The sequence below is a fragment of the Methylophaga pinxianii genome (genome assembly GCF_020447225.1).
Lineage (GTDB): Bacteria > Pseudomonadota > Gammaproteobacteria > Nitrosococcales > Methylophagaceae > Methylophaga > Methylophaga pinxianii.
On the sequence record NZ_JAJAEO010000187.1, the window covers coordinates 24587 to 40590 of the forward strand.

General features: G+C 43.9%; 17 protein-coding genes. 9 read left to right on the top strand and 8 right to left on the bottom strand.

The genetic code is table 11. The features are described from left to right. Positions 1-162: 162 nt before the first annotated feature. Both LGT40_RS14265 and LGT40_RS14270 read left to right on the top strand, forming a co-directional pair. Positions 163-744 carry a peptidylprolyl isomerase gene (locus LGT40_RS14265; RefSeq protein WP_226071143.1) on the top strand — a complete coding sequence of 194 codons (582 nt, stop codon included), beginning with the start codon at positions 163-165 and terminating at the stop codon, positions 742-744. A 15-nt stretch (positions 745-759) separates the two neighbouring features. Further along, on the top strand, positions 760-1512 hold the full coding sequence (locus LGT40_RS14270; protein ID WP_226071145.1) for a UDP-2,3-diacylglucosamine diphosphatase: 753 nt from the start codon (positions 760-762) through the stop codon (positions 1510-1512). Here LGT40_RS14270 and LGT40_RS14275 read toward each other — a convergent pair. From LGT40_RS14275 to ffh, 8 genes are all read right to left on the bottom strand, one after another. Further along, the gene (locus LGT40_RS14275; protein ID WP_226071146.1) at positions 1501-2229 is read right to left on the bottom strand and encodes a thioredoxin fold domain-containing protein; all 729 of its coding nucleotides are present in this window, start codon (positions 2227-2229) and stop codon (positions 1501-1503) included. The genes LGT40_RS14270 and LGT40_RS14275 overlap by 12 nt on opposite strands. Before the next feature lie 13 nt (positions 2230-2242). Continuing rightward, on the bottom strand, positions 2243-2728 hold the full coding sequence (locus LGT40_RS14280) for a YajQ family cyclic di-GMP-binding protein (RefSeq protein ID WP_226071147.1): 486 nt from the start codon (positions 2726-2728) through the stop codon (positions 2243-2245). Between the two features lie 68 nt (positions 2729-2796). After that, the gene (xerD, locus tag LGT40_RS14285; protein WP_226071148.1) at positions 2797-3702 is read right to left on the bottom strand and encodes a site-specific tyrosine recombinase XerD; all 906 of its coding nucleotides are present in this window, start codon (positions 3700-3702) and stop codon (positions 2797-2799) included. 112 nt (positions 3703-3814) lie between these two features. Then, entirely contained in the window at positions 3815-4159 is a 345-nt protein-coding gene (gene rplS, locus LGT40_RS14290; protein WP_226071149.1) for a 50S ribosomal protein L19, read from the bottom strand. A 13-nt stretch (positions 4160-4172) separates the two neighbouring features. After that, positions 4173-4916 (bottom strand): tRNA (guanosine(37)-N1)-methyltransferase TrmD, encoded by a 744-nt coding sequence (gene trmD / locus LGT40_RS14295; protein WP_226071150.1) that lies wholly within the window; start codon positions 4914-4916, stop codon positions 4173-4175. 9 nt (positions 4917-4925) lie between these two features. Beyond that, entirely contained in the window at positions 4926-5447 is a 522-nt protein-coding gene (rimM, locus tag LGT40_RS14300) for a ribosome maturation factor RimM (protein WP_226071151.1), read from the bottom strand. A 21-nt stretch (positions 5448-5468) separates the two neighbouring features. Beyond that, complete coding sequence (gene rpsP / locus LGT40_RS14305) at positions 5469-5717, bottom strand: 30S ribosomal protein S16 (protein ID WP_226071152.1); 249 nt, start codon at positions 5715-5717, stop codon at positions 5469-5471. Between the two features lie 86 nt (positions 5718-5803). After that, positions 5804-7174, bottom strand: coding sequence for a signal recognition particle protein (gene ffh, locus LGT40_RS14310; protein ID WP_226071154.1), 1371 nt, complete (start codon positions 7172-7174; stop codon positions 5804-5806). Between the two features lie 282 nt (positions 7175-7456). Here ffh and LGT40_RS14315 point away from each other — a divergent pair, with 282 nt between their 5' ends. The 7 genes from LGT40_RS14315 (at position 7457) to LGT40_RS14345 (ending at position 15886) form a co-directional block, all read left to right on the top strand. Then, the gene (locus tag LGT40_RS14315) at positions 7457-8254 is read left to right on the top strand and encodes a cytochrome C assembly family protein (protein WP_226071155.1); all 798 of its coding nucleotides are present in this window, start codon (positions 7457-7459) and stop codon (positions 8252-8254) included. A gap of 4 nt (positions 8255-8258) precedes the next feature. Then, positions 8259-9542 (top strand): HlyC/CorC family transporter, encoded by a 1284-nt coding sequence (locus tag LGT40_RS14320; RefSeq protein ID WP_226071158.1) that lies wholly within the window; start codon positions 8259-8261, stop codon positions 9540-9542. 1 nt (position 9543) lies between these two features. Further along, positions 9544-11472, top strand: coding sequence for a cyclic-di-GMP receptor FimW-related protein (locus LGT40_RS14325; protein WP_226071160.1), 1929 nt, complete (start codon positions 9544-9546; stop codon positions 11470-11472). Positions 11473-11532: 60 nt separating this feature from the next. After that, positions 11533-14001 carry an AsmA family protein gene (locus LGT40_RS14330; RefSeq protein WP_226071162.1) on the top strand — a complete coding sequence of 823 codons (2469 nt, stop codon included), beginning with the start codon at positions 11533-11535 and terminating at the stop codon, positions 13999-14001. A 55-nt stretch (positions 14002-14056) separates the two neighbouring features. Beyond that, complete coding sequence (gene mutY, locus LGT40_RS14335; protein WP_226071249.1) at positions 14057-15106, top strand: A/G-specific adenine glycosylase; 1050 nt, start codon at positions 14057-14059, stop codon at positions 15104-15106. After that, the gene (locus LGT40_RS14340) at positions 15103-15369 is read left to right on the top strand and encodes an oxidative damage protection protein (protein ID WP_226071164.1); all 267 of its coding nucleotides are present in this window, start codon (positions 15103-15105) and stop codon (positions 15367-15369) included. The genes mutY and LGT40_RS14340 overlap by 4 nt, the downstream gene beginning before the upstream one ends. A gap of 307 nt (positions 15370-15676) precedes the next feature. Continuing rightward, complete coding sequence (locus tag LGT40_RS14345) at positions 15677-15886, top strand: cold-shock protein (protein WP_226071166.1); 210 nt, start codon at positions 15677-15679, stop codon at positions 15884-15886. Positions 15887-16004: the final 118 nt, after the last annotated feature.

The following is a 16004-nucleotide window of genomic DNA, read 5'->3' on the forward strand; positions in this document are numbered from 1 at the left end:
GAGTATTTATAGTTAATTGTGAACGCGCATTATACGCTGTCAGCAGCCTAGGATAACAGCGCTGTTTCGGCATGCTGCCTCAGCAAAGGTCTTTATTGTCTTCACCTGAGTCTGTGAGATGGACTATCATGATGGTTTTTTGCAATTTTGGATGATAACCCCATGAAATTACTTTATCGCCATCTGGCACCCCTGTTTTTTGCTTCGTTTTCGCTGGCTGCCCAGGCCGAAGGTGGCAGCACAGAAACTAAAGTGAAGCTCAGCACCAATCACGGCGACATTGTTATCGCACTGAACGCTGAGAAAGCTCCAGAAACAGTCGCCAACTTCATCCGCTATGTTGAAGCCGGGTTTTATGATGGCACTATTTTTCACCGCGTTATTGAAAATTTCATGATTCAAGGTGGTGGGTTTGATGAATCCTTTAAGCAGAAAAAAACACAAACCCCAATTCAGAATGAAGCCGATAACGGTTTAAGCAACAAACGTGGCAGCATCGCCATGGCGCGCACCGGCGATCCACATTCAGCCACAGCGCAGTTTTTTATCAATACAAAAGATAATGACTTTTTGAATTACCGCGGCAAAACCATGCAGGATTGGGGCTATGCGGTCTTTGGTGAAGTTGTTGAAGGTATGGATGTGGTGGACTCAATCCGCAAAGTGACAACCACAATGCGCGGCGGTCACCAGGATGTTCCTGAAGAAACTGTAGTGATTGAAAAAGCTGTTGTGGTCGAGTAGGCACGCGCTCAATAAATGAAAACACTTTTTATCTCAGATCTGCATCTTAGTCCTGACCAGCCGGAGCTTATCCGGCTGGCCACTGACTTTATTAAAAATCAGACTGAGGTAGATGCGTTTTATATTCTCGGCGATATTTTTAATACCTGGCTGGGTGACGACTTAATCCCGGAAGAGTTCGAACCGTTTATTCAAGCCTTGCAAGATCAACAGCAGCAAGGTAGTAAGATTTTTCTGATGGTTGGTAATCGTGACTTTATGCTGGGGAATGATTTTGCCAGACTGGTTGGCGGTACTTTATTGGCAGATCCTGTGGTGGCGAATCTCTATGGTCATCCAATTTTATTGATGCACGGTGATAGTTTGTGTACCGATGATGTCGGTTATCAGCGTTATCGAAACGTCGTGCGTAAGCGCTGGTTACAAAAGCTGTTTCTGGCCATGCCCTTGTCCATTCGGCAACGTATTTCCGACAAAATCAAAGCCAAAAGCAAACAGAAAAAGCAGTATAAACAAGCACAAATTATGGACGTCAATCCTGCAGCAGTGCGACAGGAAATGAAGAAGCACAAGGTAAATTTATTGCTGCATGGCCATACGCATCGTCCAGCCATCCATCAACTGGAATCGATACAAACTATTCCGAGCTACCGGATTGTTTTAGGTGATTGGCAGCCTGAGCCCAGTTATCTCGAAATCACCCCTGAAGCAATACGCCTGGTTGATAACCGCTTGCCCCATGGAGAATTACTTCTCTCATTCACGTGAGCCGATATACTCGTCCAGCACGTCACGCAGTTTTTGGGGTGGCAGATACCCCGGTAACATCTGACCATCATCCAGGAAAATAGCTGGGGTGCCACGAACGCCTAATTTACCGCCAATTTCAAATTGTTCGGCCACTGGATTATCAGCACATAAAGAAGTTTTATTCACTTCACGCTGCGCTTTGGCATCTGTCATGGCTTTCTGCTGATCCTTGGCACACCAGACTTCTATTAATTTATTCGCCGATTCGGATTCTGCCCCGGCGCGTGGAAACGCCATATAACGAATGGTAATGCCTAAATCATTATAGTCTTTCACCTGACGATGCAATTCTCGGCAATAGCCGCAATCAACATCGGTAAACACCGTGACGGTATATTCTGGTTTTTTTGCGGCGAAGATAATCATCTCATCTTCATTTATCCGATCCAGCAATCCTTTTTTCACTTCCAAACGTCGGGCTTCGGTAATATTCTCACGTGACTCTAATGCCAGAATATCGCCTTGCAATAAATACTGGCCGTCTGCCGTAAAGTAATAAATCCGATCATCAATAACGGCTTCGTATAATCCCGTCTGACCAACAGGTGCTAATGATTGCAATTGCATATCCGGTAGTTGTTTTTGCAGTTCGGCTTTTAATTCTGCCATTTCATCTGCATGTACCAGACTTACGCAGAGCAATAATGGCAACCATGCCAGTCGGCTTAAATTCATTCGGTCAGTTCTCTTAGTCTCTAAAATTATTGAATTGCAGTGGCATATCTATCGAATCATGACTTTTTAACAGTGCCATGACCTGCTGAAGATCATCACGTTTTTTACCAGTGACTCTGACACTATCACCCTGCACCGCTGCCTGTACTTTAATTTTGCTTTCTTTAATCAATTTGACAATAGTGCGCGAGAGATCTTTTTCAATTCCTTCACGTACCAATACATCCTGTTTGCGCATCTTGCCATATCCCACAGGATCTTTTAGCTCAAGGCAGCTGATATCAATCCCACGTTTAACCAGTTTCATTCTGAGGATGTCGAGCAACTGATCAAGTTGAAAATCGCTGTTGGCAAACATGGTCAGCGTTTTGTCTGACTGCTCAACTTTGGCTTCGGTTCCGCGAAAATCAAAGCGGTTATCCAGTTCCCGGTTTGTCTGATCAACGGCATTGGTCAGTTCATGTTTGTCTACTTCAGAGACAATATCAAATGAGGGCATCAAGCTTCTCCCAATCAAATTAAATTTTAACCCGTCAGTTTACCATCAGCCCACACAGCAGCGGAAATTCAACCACGAGGATGATGCTGATTATGCATTTGTTGCAATCTGGCTTTGGCAACATGCGTATAAATCTGGGTGGTCGATAAATCAGCATGGCCTAATAACAATTGCACGACACGTAAATCGGCACCATGATTAAGTAAATGTGTAGCAAAAGCATGACGTAAGGTATGAGGCGAAAGTGGTTTGTCGATGTTTGCCAGTTGGGCGTAACGTTTGATGATGTACCAGAAAGCCTGTCGTGTCATTGATTGGCCTCGACGGGTTGGAAACAAATCATCGGTGATCTGCCCTTGTAATAATTGCGGTCGGCTTTCCAGCAAATACAATTGCAACCAGTCCAGCGCCGTTTCCCCTAACGGAACCAATCTCTCTTTATTGCCTTTGCCAATGCAGCGGATCAAACCCTGACGCATATTAAGTTGTTCGAACGTGAGCGCCACCAGTTCAGAAACGCGTAAGCCGGTGGCATACAGGACTTCCAACATCGTTCTATCGCGCATACCTAATGCCGTGTCAGTATCTGGTTGCGCTAAAAGATTGATGACATCTTCTTCAGACAAACTGCCTGGCAATGATTTGCCTAGTCTGGGCGATTCCAGCATCGCGGTAGGATCTGAATCTCGTATATCTTCACGACATAAATAGCGGTAAAAACGGCGAAGGCTGGAAAGCAATCGCGCATCACTGCGCACCTTTTTGCCATCGCGCATTCGCTGCTGCAGATAGCGCTGAATATGTTCACGCTCGGCATTACTTAAGGTCACATCAAATGGCTGCAGCCAGCTGGCAAAGGCGACTAAATCATGTTGATAGGCGGTTACCGTGTTATCACTAAGTCCAGACTCCAGCCATAATGAATCAAGAAAACGCTGGAGATGACTTTCTTGATTATCAACAGATGGTTTCATGTGCTTGCTTCATTTGCTCACGCTGAACCTGGTTATAGGCGTAAAAAAAGGACAAAGTTGATAGTCAACTTTGCCCTTCTTTTTATCACAACGGATCAAAAGATCCGCTGGATTACAATTTTTCTTTAATACGTGCAGCCTTACCAGTCAGATCACGCAGATAGTAAAGTTTTGCACGGCGAACATCACCACGACGTTTTAATTCAACACTGGCGATAGTTGGACTGTGAGCCTGGAAAACACGCTCAACACCTACACCGTTAGAGATTTTGCGAACAGTGAAAGCTGAATGCAAACCACGGTTACGTTTTGCGATAACGATGCCTTCAAAAGCCTGTTCACGCTCACGCTCACCTTCTTTAATACGAACCTTGACAACAATTGTGTCACCGGCAGAAAAATCCGGAATATCCGTTCTTAATTGTTCAGCGTTAAGCTGATCGATAATGTTACTCATTGTTTGCTCCCAACTAATCCTGCCCGCGCTCGGCAATAAATTCTTCCAATAAAGCAGCCTGCTCTGTTGTTAATGTCATCGATTCCAACAAATCAGGTCGCCGTAACCATGTTCGTCCTAAGGACTGTTTGAGACGCCACTGACGTATTGCCTCATGATTTCCACCTAACAGTACGGCTGGCACTGTCTGGCCATTTAACTCTTCAGGTCGGGTGTAATGTGGATGGTCCAGCAGACCACTCATGAATGAATCCTGCTCAGCAGATTCAGCATCACCCAATACCCCTGGTAATAAGCGGGCAATGCCATCAATCATCACCATGGCTGCCAGCTCACCCCCACTGAGGACATAATCACCTATCGACCATTCCTCATCAATTTCCTGTTCTACTAATCGCTCATCAATACCTTCGTAGCGACCAGCCAGCAAAATCATTGATTCGCGTTTGGCCATTTCACCTAACGCGTGTTGATTCAGCTTTTGTCCCTGTGGTGATAAATAAATAACTTTCACATCATCACCAAGTTGCTGTTTTGCAGATGTAATTGCATCCAACAAGGGACTAACTTTCATGACCATCCCGGGCCCGCCACCATAAGGGCGGTCATCCACGGTCTGATGTTTATCTAACGTAAAATCTCTGGGGTTAAGGTAATTCAGGCTTAATCTGCCTTGTTTTACCGCCCGTCCAGTTACGCCATATTCTGTCACCGCAGCAAACATCTCCGGAAACAATGAAATTACCGATAGCTGCATTTCATCGTTCTAAAGATAATCAGCTTGCCAATCAACCTGAATCTGTCTCTTTTCCAGATCAACCTGCAATACGGTTATATCTAAAACAAACGGGATCAGATATTGCGTATCTGCTTCTGTCCCATTTACCACTAAAACATCGTTGGCACCTGTCTCTAACAAGTGATCAACAATGCCCAGCTTTTCATTATCAGTATTAATCACGGTCAGACCCACTAAGTCTGCCCAATAAAACTCATCTTCTTCCGTTTCGAGCAATTGCGAACGTTTAATCGCCAGCTCTGATCCAATCAACGTCATAGCCTGATTACGGTCAGTGACTTTCTCAAGGCTCATAACCACCGCTTTACCTTGTAGCTGACCACCATTTACTTCGATTGGAATCCAATCACCATGGCGATGCACGTAAAGCGGTTTGTATTCGAGGATATTGTCGCGTGGGTCAGTAAAAGAAAACACTTTCACCCAACCCTTAACGCCAAATACTCCTGATATTTTCCCTACCGGGATAAATTCGCTGGCATCAGCCATCACGACACTCCCGGAGTGAAATTAAGCAGCTTTTTGTGCTTGCTTGATCAGCTGAGCAACACGCTCAGAAGTTTGTGCACCTTGGCTGATCCAATGTTTAACACGCTCTAAATCAATGCGTAATTCTTCTTCTTGACCTTTAGCGATTGGGTTGTAGAAACCAAGACGCTCGATATAACGTCCATCACGTTTGCTACGTGAATCTGTTACGACAATGCCGTAGAAAGGACGCTTTTTAGCGCCGCCGCGTGTCATTCTAATTGTTACCATAAACCTACCCGTTGAAAATCTGGATGGAAAAATAGAGTTATTTTACGCACTTATCTTACGTTTGCAAAGCTGTAAATACGATTGTCCTAAAATGGCATGCCACCACCGCCCATCGGCAGTTTTCCACCCAGGCCACGCATCATTTTCGCCATGCCGCCTTTCTGGCCCATTTTTTTCATCATTTTTTGCATTTGCGAAAACTGTTTCAGTAAACGATTGACATCCTGAATCTGTGTTCCTGAGCCAGCTGCAATACGTTTTTTTCTCGAACCTTTTATTAATTCAGGACGACGGCGCTCTTTGGGTGTCATGGAGTTAATCATCGCTTCCATTTTCACCAGTTCTTGATCATTGGCCTGGTTTTTTACAGAATCCGGAAGCTGTCCCATACCGGGCAACTTGTCCATTAATGAGGTCAGTCCGCCCATTTTGCTCATTTGTTGCAACTGATCACGAAAATCTTCGAAATCGAAACCTTTACCTTTTTTAAGCTTGTTCGCCAGCTTTTCGGCAGAACCGGCATCCATCTTGCGCTGGGCTTCTTCGACCAGCGACAACACGTCACCCATGCCAAGAATTCGTGAAACGATACGATCAGGATGGAAAACTTCCAATGCGGTTGTCTTTTCGCCAACCCCCATAAACTTTATCGGCTTACCGGTAATATGACGTATTGATAAAGCTGCACCACCTCGTGCATCACCATCTGTTTTGGTCAAAATGACCCCTGTCAGAGGCAGGGCTTCATTAAACACCTTGGCCGTATTGGCAGCATCCTGACCGGTCATACTATCTACGGTGAACAGGGTTTCAACCGGATTAATCGCCGCATGGATGCGTTTGATTTCACTCATCATGTCATCGTCAATATGCAACCGACCGGCTGTATCAATAATGACGACATCAACGTACTCAAGTTTGGCCTGCGCCACGGCGGCTTGCGCAATTACTACGGGATCCTGACTGGCATCACTGGGAAAAAATTTCGCTTCTACATCCGTGGCCAATGTTTTGAGCTGTTCAATCGCCGCAGGCCGATAGACGTCAGCACTAGCGACCATCACCGATTTTTTGTGACGCTCTTTTAGGAATCGGGCCAGCTTCGCCACACTGGTCGTTTTACCAGCACCTTGTAACCCCGCCATCAGAATAACGACAGGCGGCTGACTATTGAGATTAAGGCTGTTATCTTCATCGCCCATCACAGCGACCAGCTCGTCGTTTACTATTTTGACGAAAACCTGACCCGGACTGAGACTGCGCATTACATCCTGTCCCATTGCCCGCTCTTTTACTCTTTCAATAAATTCGCGAACAACGGGTAGTGCAACGTCGGCTTCCAGCAAAGCCATGCGCACTTCACGTAAGGTTTCTTTAATATTATCTTCGGTGATTCGACCCTGGCCACGCAGTTTCTTAAGGCTACCGGCGAGTCTGTCACTTAGGCTGTCAAACATAATGTATCCTGCATCGTTACTGAAAAATCAGTACTGTTTAGATAACAGTCTGTTTATCTTTCATCATCACCGCTGAATGCGATTTTGTGTCCAGCATCGTGAAAATAAAATGATGTCGTTATTCTACATAAGTCATTCCTACTCACTCAGTAGGCAATGAAAGATAAACAGACTCTAGATATTGCATTATAACTGATATGATATCCGGCGAAGCAGCTTATCGTTTATGATAAAACAGCCTTTAAGCGGATAAACATTACTAAAATTTAAGGATTTTCGCTCATGGCCATTGCCAACGCATTAGCCTTCTTATTGTATTTAAGTAGTAGCGTTATCTTGATCCGTGACTTTGTCAAACGGGATCATAACGCGAATAAACTTGCTTTACCGATTGGTATTTTGACCACCTTGGCACTGTTGTTTCATGCTGCAGATATTTATTTCACCATGAAATTTGCCCAAGGTTGGGATTTAAGCTTGATGAGCAGCTTATCTATCGCTGCCTGGTTAATGGCGTTTATTGCCATGTTAGCAGGTATGCGTTCTCCTGTTGCCCATCCGGGTATTGTGGTTTATCCCCTGGTTGCTTTATGTCTGATGTTTAAAGTCGAAGCCCCCGGTAGTCAACAAACCCTGAGTGATCCAGCGCTGGAGTGGCATATTTTACTGTCACTTACTGCATATGCCTTACTGGCACTTGCCGCGATGCAGTCTGTCATTCTGGCGATTCAGGAAAAACAATTACGCAAAAAAAATGCAAGCGGCCTTATGCGCAAGCTTCCGCCCCTGCAAACGATGGAAAAAGCACTATTTCAATTGCTTAACGCCGGGTTTATTTTATTGACTCTGGGTCTGGTCACCGGCTTTGTATTTGTAAATGACTTTATTGCCCAGCATGTTGCCCATAAAACGGTTTTATCGGTTATTGCATGGCTGGTTTTTGCTGGATTATTGTGGGGCCGGAGGCAATATGGCTGGCGAAGCCAGACAGCGGTTAAGTGGACGTTATCCGGTTTTGGATTTTTATTGCTGGCCTACGTCGGTAGCAAACTCGTTCTCGATTTTTTAATTCAAAGTTAAGCTGATGCTGGAAAATACTTCATTAATAGCACTATTTCTGATCCTGTTCTTTTTATTAGTGTTATCGGCTTTTTTTTCAAGCTCCGAAACGGCCTTGATGTCGTTAAATCGCTATCGACTGAAACACCTTGCTCAACAAGGACATCGCGGAGCGATAATTGCCAGCAGTCTGCTGGCAAGACCAGATCGACTGATTGGCCTTATTCTGCTGGGTAATAATTTCGTCAATATTTTTGCCTCAGCCATCGCAACCGTCATCGGCATCAAGTTGCTGGGCGAGAATGGTATTGTTGTGGCGACCTTTACCTTAACGTTAGTCATACTATTATTTGCTGAAGTCACTCCTAAAACCCTTGCCGCTTTGCATCCGGAGCGTGTGGCTTATCCCGCCAGTTTTGTTTTAAAACCTCTCTTATTTATATTGTATCCATTGGTATGGTTTACCAGCGCCATTACTAACCAGTTATTAGGACTGTTTGGTGTCAGTCGAGAGGATGCAACCTCCACAGCCATCAATATCGAAGAATTACGGGTCGCCTTGATGGAGGCTGGCAGTATGATTCCAAATAGGCATAAAGATATGCTTATGAGTATTCTGGATTTGGAACAAGTTACGGTTAATGACGTGATGGTGCCGCGTAATGAAATCGAAGGTATTGACATCAATCTGCCGTTTTCAGAGATCGTCAAACAGCTGTCACATTGTGGCTATACCCGATTACCGGTTTACCGCGACAGTATGGATAATATCGTCGGTATATTACATGTCCGTAAAGCCTTGAATCTGATGACGCAGGACAACTTAAATCCTCAGTCATTCCAGAGCATTGTTAAAGAAGCCTACTTCGTCCCGGAAGGTACCCCACTTAATACTCAGCTGATCCAGTTCCAGCGTAAATTACGCCGCACAGGTCTGGTGGTCGATGAATATGGTGATTTGCTTGGTTTGATTACGCTGGAAGATATTTTCAGAGAAATTGTCGGCGAGTTCACAGCCAACACAATTGATGACGAAAAAGAAATTCATCCACAAATCGATGGAAGTTATCTTATTAATGGTTCGGCCAATATTCGTGAATTGAATCGAACATTGGATTGGAGTTTGCCCATAGATGGTCCAAAAACGATTAATGGGTTGGTTTTGGAATATCTAGAAAGTATCCCAGATCCCGGTGTGAGCTTACGTATCAACGGATATGTGATTGAGGTAATCCAAACGGCTGATAACGCCATCAGAACCGTGCGGCTTCGCCAATTAGAGCCAACTACCGAGGCGGAGCAAAGTTAAGTTGGCTAATCTGCGGATACGATGCTTCGGCTTCACTGATGCAGATCATCAACAACTGCAAACCTTACTCACGCAGTACAACTCTTCATTAAACCATCAATGGCAAATCAGTCGATTAGGCCATGCCGTTTTGTATTTTTACAATATTGATAACGCTGAAGGCCTGAAAGCCTGGCAACAGCGTGATATTAATCTGCTTAATATTTATTGCAGTCGACGCAACACCAGTCGAGAACAAAATCTGCTGCAAATAAAATTACCACTTACCAGAAGCAATTTATTTTCTGTATTTGCTTTTGCTGAAAGACATTTTTCCCATTCCAGCAAATTAACCGCTAAAGGTTTTCATTTTCTGCAGACGCCTGCCAAATTAATCAATCCCAGGTTGTTTCGTATGTGGCTGGGAAACAAGTTGTTACGCAACGAAGCCAAACCGGCGAAGGATCTCCCCCCATTGCATCTGCTGGTGTCTGAGATGACTGTCGAGCGACGGGGAGATATTATTACCGTTCCGGCGCTTTTGAAAACCTGGTTATCACAGCTTACTGATGATCCAGTCCAACGGCTTTCAATTCTATTGGCAAACCTGCAAGCCATCAAACAACATCATATCTCTGAAAACAGACAGATAAACCTTTTGGAAGTCTACTATCATGAATTAAAAAGGCTTTTATTACAGCGTGACAGCAAAACCCTTGCTGCAGAAGCCAGCATAAAAAGGCCTGCCCCCAAAAACCTGAACAATTTTAGCCTGACATTACGCTGTTTAGCCGAATTGTATTTCAATCTAGCTGACAAACATTATCAACGCGGTGAACGTCCAGCAGAACAACCCCGATATTTATTTTGTTTAAATCGAGGCAGCGATTTACTTGCTTTACAGATTCTCCATGCCTATATGTATTATCGAACACCCCCGCCAAACTGCTGGGCCCAACTTCATCAAATACTAATTTACCTGGAACAGGCAAAAGCACTTGAGCTCAAGCCAGAACTAGCATCGCTCGAAACCAGTGATAGTTTTGAGCACATTTATAAACACATCGTTTTAATTGCCATTGCCGATCCATATAGTGTGTCAAAACACGCTGTACTTCGGCTATATAATTTGTTCTCAGAGGTATTGGATAAAGCTGTCATTACCGTTATACCGCCGCAACAACAAGTTCTGGAAAATGCGTTTCTGCTGACAGGTTATTTCTGTATTGACGCTGAACAGGACGAAGCACCAAAAGCCTTATCGAAAACACCCCAGTTAATTCGAGTTGCTGCTGATAGTCGTATGTTACAAACACAGGATGTTTTAACAATTCTGGGGCAAAAGCTGATTCCCGCCCATAAACAGGAAAACAGCCTGGATCTCCAGTTGATTCGGCAGGTCATGCCTCAACTTGCTGCTAATTATCAACGCCAGTCAGCCCGGCAACAGCTGCTGGATACGGGCTATATTGAATTAGTTTATGGCTTCGAGAATATTGTTGATTTTCTTAATGGTGCTGTTTCGACCAGCTTGAATGCGATGGTATTAAATAATTCAGATCAAGGTAGTTTGCTGCTGTTTGAAAAGTTGCAAGACAATATTGATGTGAATGAATTAGTGTTGATAAAGACTTCCGGCAAACTGCAACTCGCCACCATTTGCTGGTTTTGTAATGATTGGCAACATAATGCTCAGGCAGGTTTGAGCTTGATTGATGGCTCGCCGGAAATCGTCACCTGCCAACCGAAATCCGCCAGTTATTTATACTCGGCTTTACAATTAAACACACAAATTCCAGCACTAATTACACAGAAAGGTGTCTTTAGTCCTAAACGCCAACTAACTGTATTCAAACCAAATGGAAGCTTTACCAGTGTCGAAACCAAGGACTTATTTTCAGCGACATTGGATTATGAACGTTTTAGCTATATCGTCAAAGCCGGTTCATAAACCCTGTTAAATGGCTTATCATCTTTAATATAACACCCATCTAAAGCACAGGATAAAAGCATGCGCACCTTTATCAAACTGATTATCGCAATAATCATCATTGCTATCGCTGCACTCGCAGCACTCCCTTTCATTATCGATCCGAATGATTATAAAGATGAGATTGCAGCGCAGGTTGAAAAGGCCACGGGCCGGCAATTAACACTTCAAGGCGATATCAGTCTTTCTGTATTTCCCTGGATTGCCTTAGAACTCGGACCATTATCGCTGAGTAATGCCAGCGGTTTTAAAGCAGAATCATTTGCCAGTGTGGAAGCCGCTGAAATTCGCATCAAATTGATGCCTTTGCTGAAAAAACAGTTGGAAATGGACACCATTGTTTTGGATGGACTGCTATTGAATCTGGAAACCAACGAAGCAGGTGTAACTAACTGGGATGATTTGACTGAACCAAAAGCAGAAACAGACGAGACCGCCTCAACCACTTCAGACAGCTCTGCAACTGAACCTTCAAATGGTTTGGCAGCCATTAGCATTGCTGGAGTCAAATTAACCAATGCCAATGTATTGTGGTCGGATGCCAGTAAAGATGAAAATTTTCAGCTACGTAACCTCAATCTTGATACTGACCCGCTAGTCCCCGGTGAACCAACGGCTTTAACGACCTCCTTTGATTTGATTAGCAGTAAGCCAGAAGCCAAAGCCCATATCAAAATTGATACTAACGTCATTGTCGATTTGGAAAAACAAGTTTATGCATTGGAAGAACTGAAACTGAATACTGTGGCCAATAGCTCTGCGATGCCATTACAACAAGCCAATTTAAACTTACAAGCTGATGTAAATGCCAATATGGCGAGTGAAATGATCACCATTAATAACCTTGTCATGAATTTACAGGCAGCTGGTATTGAGCAAAAAATTGATGCCGAGTTAACTGGGTTAATTGAAGCGAATCTAGCCACTCAACAACATCGCATCAGTAACCTTGTCATTACGGCCGACCTTGAAGATGAGAAGCTTCCAGGCGGCAAGGCTAAATTGGATGTAAACACTAATATTATTGCCAATTTGGCTGATGAAACCTTCCAAGCCAATGATCTTGCGATCAAACTGGCAGATCTCACTATGAATGGCCGTTTTCAGGGTGAAAAGATTTTGTCAGATGATCTTGCTTTTAATGGCAACATCCAAATCAAGCCTTTCAATCTTCGCAAGTTAGCGAATGATTTAGAAGTAGAACTTCCCGAAATGGCAGATACCAGCACGCTGGAGTTGGTTCAGTTGACTACTGAACTCAGTGGTACTAAAAATTCTGTGCAGACTAAAGACTTACAGTTAACACTTGATCAGAGCCAGTTAACCGGTCAGTTTGGGATGCGTAATTTTGAAAAACCTGCATACACCTTTAATTTGTCATTAGACCAAATTGATGCTGACCGCTATCTTCCGCCGGTCAAGGAAGGCGCCGACCAACCTGCGCAAGAAGTGACGACACCTGCAACTGCAGCTGCGGGAGGCTCCAGTGAATTACCGCTAGCTACCTTACGTGACATTAACGCAAAAGGAAGTCTGAATATTGGAAAACTCAAAGCAAGTGGAATAAGCACTGAAAATATTGTGATTACTATTGATTCAAAAGATGGATTAATAAAACTCAGTCCATTATCTGCAGAGCTGTATCAGGGAAAGTATCAAGGTAATATCAATATTGATGCACGAGAGGACAACCTGAAACTGGCTATTGATGAAACTTTGCAAGGGGTTCAGGCAGGTCCATTACTAATGGATCTGACCGGTAATGACCGTATCTCGGGCACTGCTAATGCCAATGTAAAACTGAATGGCAGTGGTAAAGATCTTGATGCAATTAAGCAAAGTCTGGCTGGCAATGGCGCATTTTCTTTTACTGATGGTGCATTAAAGGGAATTAATATCGCAGAAGCCATTCGTCAGGCTAAAGCCCTGCTTTCAGGACAAAAAGCCACCGAAAACAATCAACCGGTGCAAACAGACTTCAGCAGCTTGAAAGGCTCTTTTACGGCAAATGAAGGTATTGTGAACAATCAGGATCTCGAACTCATGTCCCCCTTGCTGCGTGTCACTGGCGCCGGCGATATCGATATACCAAGAGAAGTCATCGATTATGCTGTCCGGGTTTCAATCGTGGGCACTGCCGAAGGTCAGGGTGGTAAAACTCTGGAAGAGCTGAAAGGCTTAACTATTCCAGTTAAAATTACGGGTAGTTTTGATAGTCCACGGCCACAAGTAGATTTGGCAGCTGTTTTAAAAGAACAAGCTACGGATGAAATGAAAGCCAAAGCAGAAGAAAAACTAAAAGAAAAATTGGGTGACGGCTTGGGTGGTTTATTGGGTGGTAAGCTCGGTATCGAGTCTGAATCCGAGTCCTCCTCGACTACTACTGAGGAGCCAGTAACGGAAGAACAACCTTCAGCTGATACCACTGAGGAAGAAGCATCTCCTTCAGCAGAAGATGCTCTCAAAGAGAAACTCAAGAGTTTATTCTGATTAATACTAGCCTAGAGGCCGTGTTCAATTTCGAGCACGGCCGACTCCTGTGTTGATGACCAACCCGTTCAGTGAACGCTTATTAGCCTGGTATGACCAATATGGTCGTAAGGATTTACCCTGGCAGATAAATGCATCGCCTTACCATGTCTGGTTATCGGAAGTAATGTTGCAACAGACGCAAGTGGCTACAGTTATCCCCTATTATCAGCGCTTCACCCAACGGTTTCCGGATATTGATAGTCTGGCTGATGCCAATATTGATGATGTGCTTGGGCTTTGGGCCGGTCTGGGATATTACGCTCGCGGTCGCAACTTGCACAAGGCGGCCATCCAAATGCAACAACAGCATGATGCTCAGGTGCCGGAAAATTTTGAGGCACTATTGAGTTTGCCTGGGGTTGGACGCTCCACGGCAGGTGCAATTATGTCTTTGGCGTTTCATCAACGTTTTCCCATTTTGGATGGCAATGTTAAACGTGTGCTTGCCCGATATGACGCAATACCGGTTTGGCCAGGTGAAAAACAAGCTGAAACAGCCATGTGGCAACGGGCCGAAGCGTTATTACCCACCGAGCGTATTGCAAATTATATTCAGGCCCAAATGGATCTGGGTGCCACCTTATGCACTCGCAGTCGTCCCGCATGTCAGCAATGTCCCTTGCAAACCGATTGTCAGGCTTTTGCATCCGGTGAACCGACGTTATTCCCGGTTCGTAAAGCCAAAAAAAGTCAACCAACCCGTAAAACAAACTGGTTTGTTTGTATAGACAAAAATAACAATATCCTCCTGGAACAACGACCACATAGTGGTATTTGGGGAGGATTATGGAGTTTTCCAGAGGCTGAAACATCAGAGATAACCGATCACTCTCTGCCAGTGAAACATATTGTCTTTCAATCATCATTATCTGAAATAAAACATGTTTTCAGCCATTTCAAGCTGCTTATCCATCCTCACTTGGTCACTGCAGAACCGATTGATATGGTGGCCGAGAATAAACTGTATATCTGGGTTAAAATAGATCAGGCATTAACCATGGGTTTACCTGCCCCGGTTAAACAATTAATTGAATTCTTATCATCAACCGAGAGGATGCTATGACACGTACCGTGCATTGTGTAAAACTCAATAAAGAAGCTGAGGCACTTGATTTTCCACCTTACCCTGGAGAGTTGGGCAAAAAAATCTATGAGAGTGTCTCCAAAGAGGCCTGGCAAATGTGGGTAGCACATCAAACCATGTTGATAAATGAATATCGTTTATCGTTGGCGGATCCCAAATCTCAGTCTTTTTTAAAGACAGAACTGGAAAAATTCTTTTTTGGTGAAGGGTCTGATAAACCGGCTGAATTCAAGCCAGTTTAGCCTATGTTAAAGGCAAAATCGCGCATTTTATCTGCCTCTGCAGTTGCTCAACTGACATTAAATATAATCATTCAACTGGAATATTTTGAGTGTCACATATTAAATAAACATAATATATTCAATAACTAACCGTTCCATCTTCACTTTAGTCATATGTTTTTCAGGATAAAAAAAAAGGGTCGGGCCTAAAATAAATGTGACTTTTTGTTAAATTTTGGGCGTACAATGCGATTAACCCCTTTTTAAGGGGTAGTGTAAGCTGACTTAGGAGTTAAGTTAGCAGAAGATTTAAGATATTGAGGTTGATATGGCAGAGCAAGTTACAGGCACAGTGAAATGGTTCAATGACGCAAAAGGATTCGGTTTTATTGAACGCGCCGATGGTCCAGATGTATTTGTACATCACAGCGCGATTAAATCAGATGGTTTCAGAACTCTGAAAGAAGGCCAGTCTGTCACGATGGAAGTGACACAAGGTCAAAAAGGTCCACAAGCGGAAAACGTTGTCCCTAACTGATAACCAGATCCGATACAGACATGAAAAACCGGTTAAGAAATTAGCCGGTTTTTTTTTGTTTGTTATTTGTAATGACGATAAAGGATTGCTTGACGCTAGTAGCATGACGCAGGCAGGA

What these genes read in the sequence shown, in the direction of transcription:
- LGT40_RS14265 (WP_226071143.1), top strand. Translation starts at nt 163, where the DNA reads ATGAAATTACTTTATCGCCATCTGGCACCCCTGTTTTTTGCTTCGTTT.
- LGT40_RS14270 (WP_226071145.1), top strand. Translation starts at nt 760, where the DNA reads ATGAAAACACTTTTTATCTCAGATCTGCATCTTAGTCCTGACCAGCCG.
- LGT40_RS14275 (WP_226071146.1), bottom strand. Translation starts at nt 2,229, where the DNA reads ATGAATTTAAGCCGACTGGCATGGTTGCCATTATTGCTCTGCGTAAGT.
- LGT40_RS14280 (WP_226071147.1), bottom strand. Translation starts at nt 2,728, where the DNA reads ATGCCCTCATTTGATATTGTCTCTGAAGTAGACAAACATGAACTGACC.
- xerD (WP_226071148.1), bottom strand. Translation starts at nt 3,702, where the DNA reads ATGAAACCATCTGTTGATAATCAAGAAAGTCATCTCCAGCGTTTTCTT.
- rplS (WP_226071149.1), bottom strand. Translation starts at nt 4,159, where the DNA reads ATGAGTAACATTATCGATCAGCTTAACGCTGAACAATTAAGAACGGAT.
- trmD (WP_226071150.1), bottom strand. Translation starts at nt 4,916, where the DNA reads ATGCAGCTATCGGTAATTTCATTGTTTCCGGAGATGTTTGCTGCGGTG.
- rimM (WP_226071151.1), bottom strand. Translation starts at nt 5,447, where the DNA reads ATGGCTGATGCCAGCGAATTTATCCCGGTAGGGAAAATATCAGGAGTA.
- rpsP (WP_226071152.1), bottom strand. Translation starts at nt 5,717, where the DNA reads ATGGTAACAATTAGAATGACACGCGGCGGCGCTAAAAAGCGTCCTTTC.
- ffh (WP_226071154.1), bottom strand. Translation starts at nt 7,174, where the DNA reads ATGTTTGACAGCCTAAGTGACAGACTCGCCGGTAGCCTTAAGAAACTG.
- LGT40_RS14315 (WP_226071155.1), top strand. Translation starts at nt 7,457, where the DNA reads ATGGCCATTGCCAACGCATTAGCCTTCTTATTGTATTTAAGTAGTAGC.
- LGT40_RS14320 (WP_226071158.1), top strand. Translation starts at nt 8,259, where the DNA reads ATGCTGGAAAATACTTCATTAATAGCACTATTTCTGATCCTGTTCTTT.
- LGT40_RS14330 (WP_226071162.1), top strand. Translation starts at nt 11,533, where the DNA reads ATGCGCACCTTTATCAAACTGATTATCGCAATAATCATCATTGCTATC.
- mutY (WP_226071249.1), top strand. Translation starts at nt 14,057, where the DNA reads ATGACCAACCCGTTCAGTGAACGCTTATTAGCCTGGTATGACCAATAT.
- LGT40_RS14340 (WP_226071164.1), top strand. Translation starts at nt 15,103, where the DNA reads ATGACACGTACCGTGCATTGTGTAAAACTCAATAAAGAAGCTGAGGCA.
- LGT40_RS14345 (WP_226071166.1), top strand. Translation starts at nt 15,677, where the DNA reads ATGGCAGAGCAAGTTACAGGCACAGTGAAATGGTTCAATGACGCAAAA.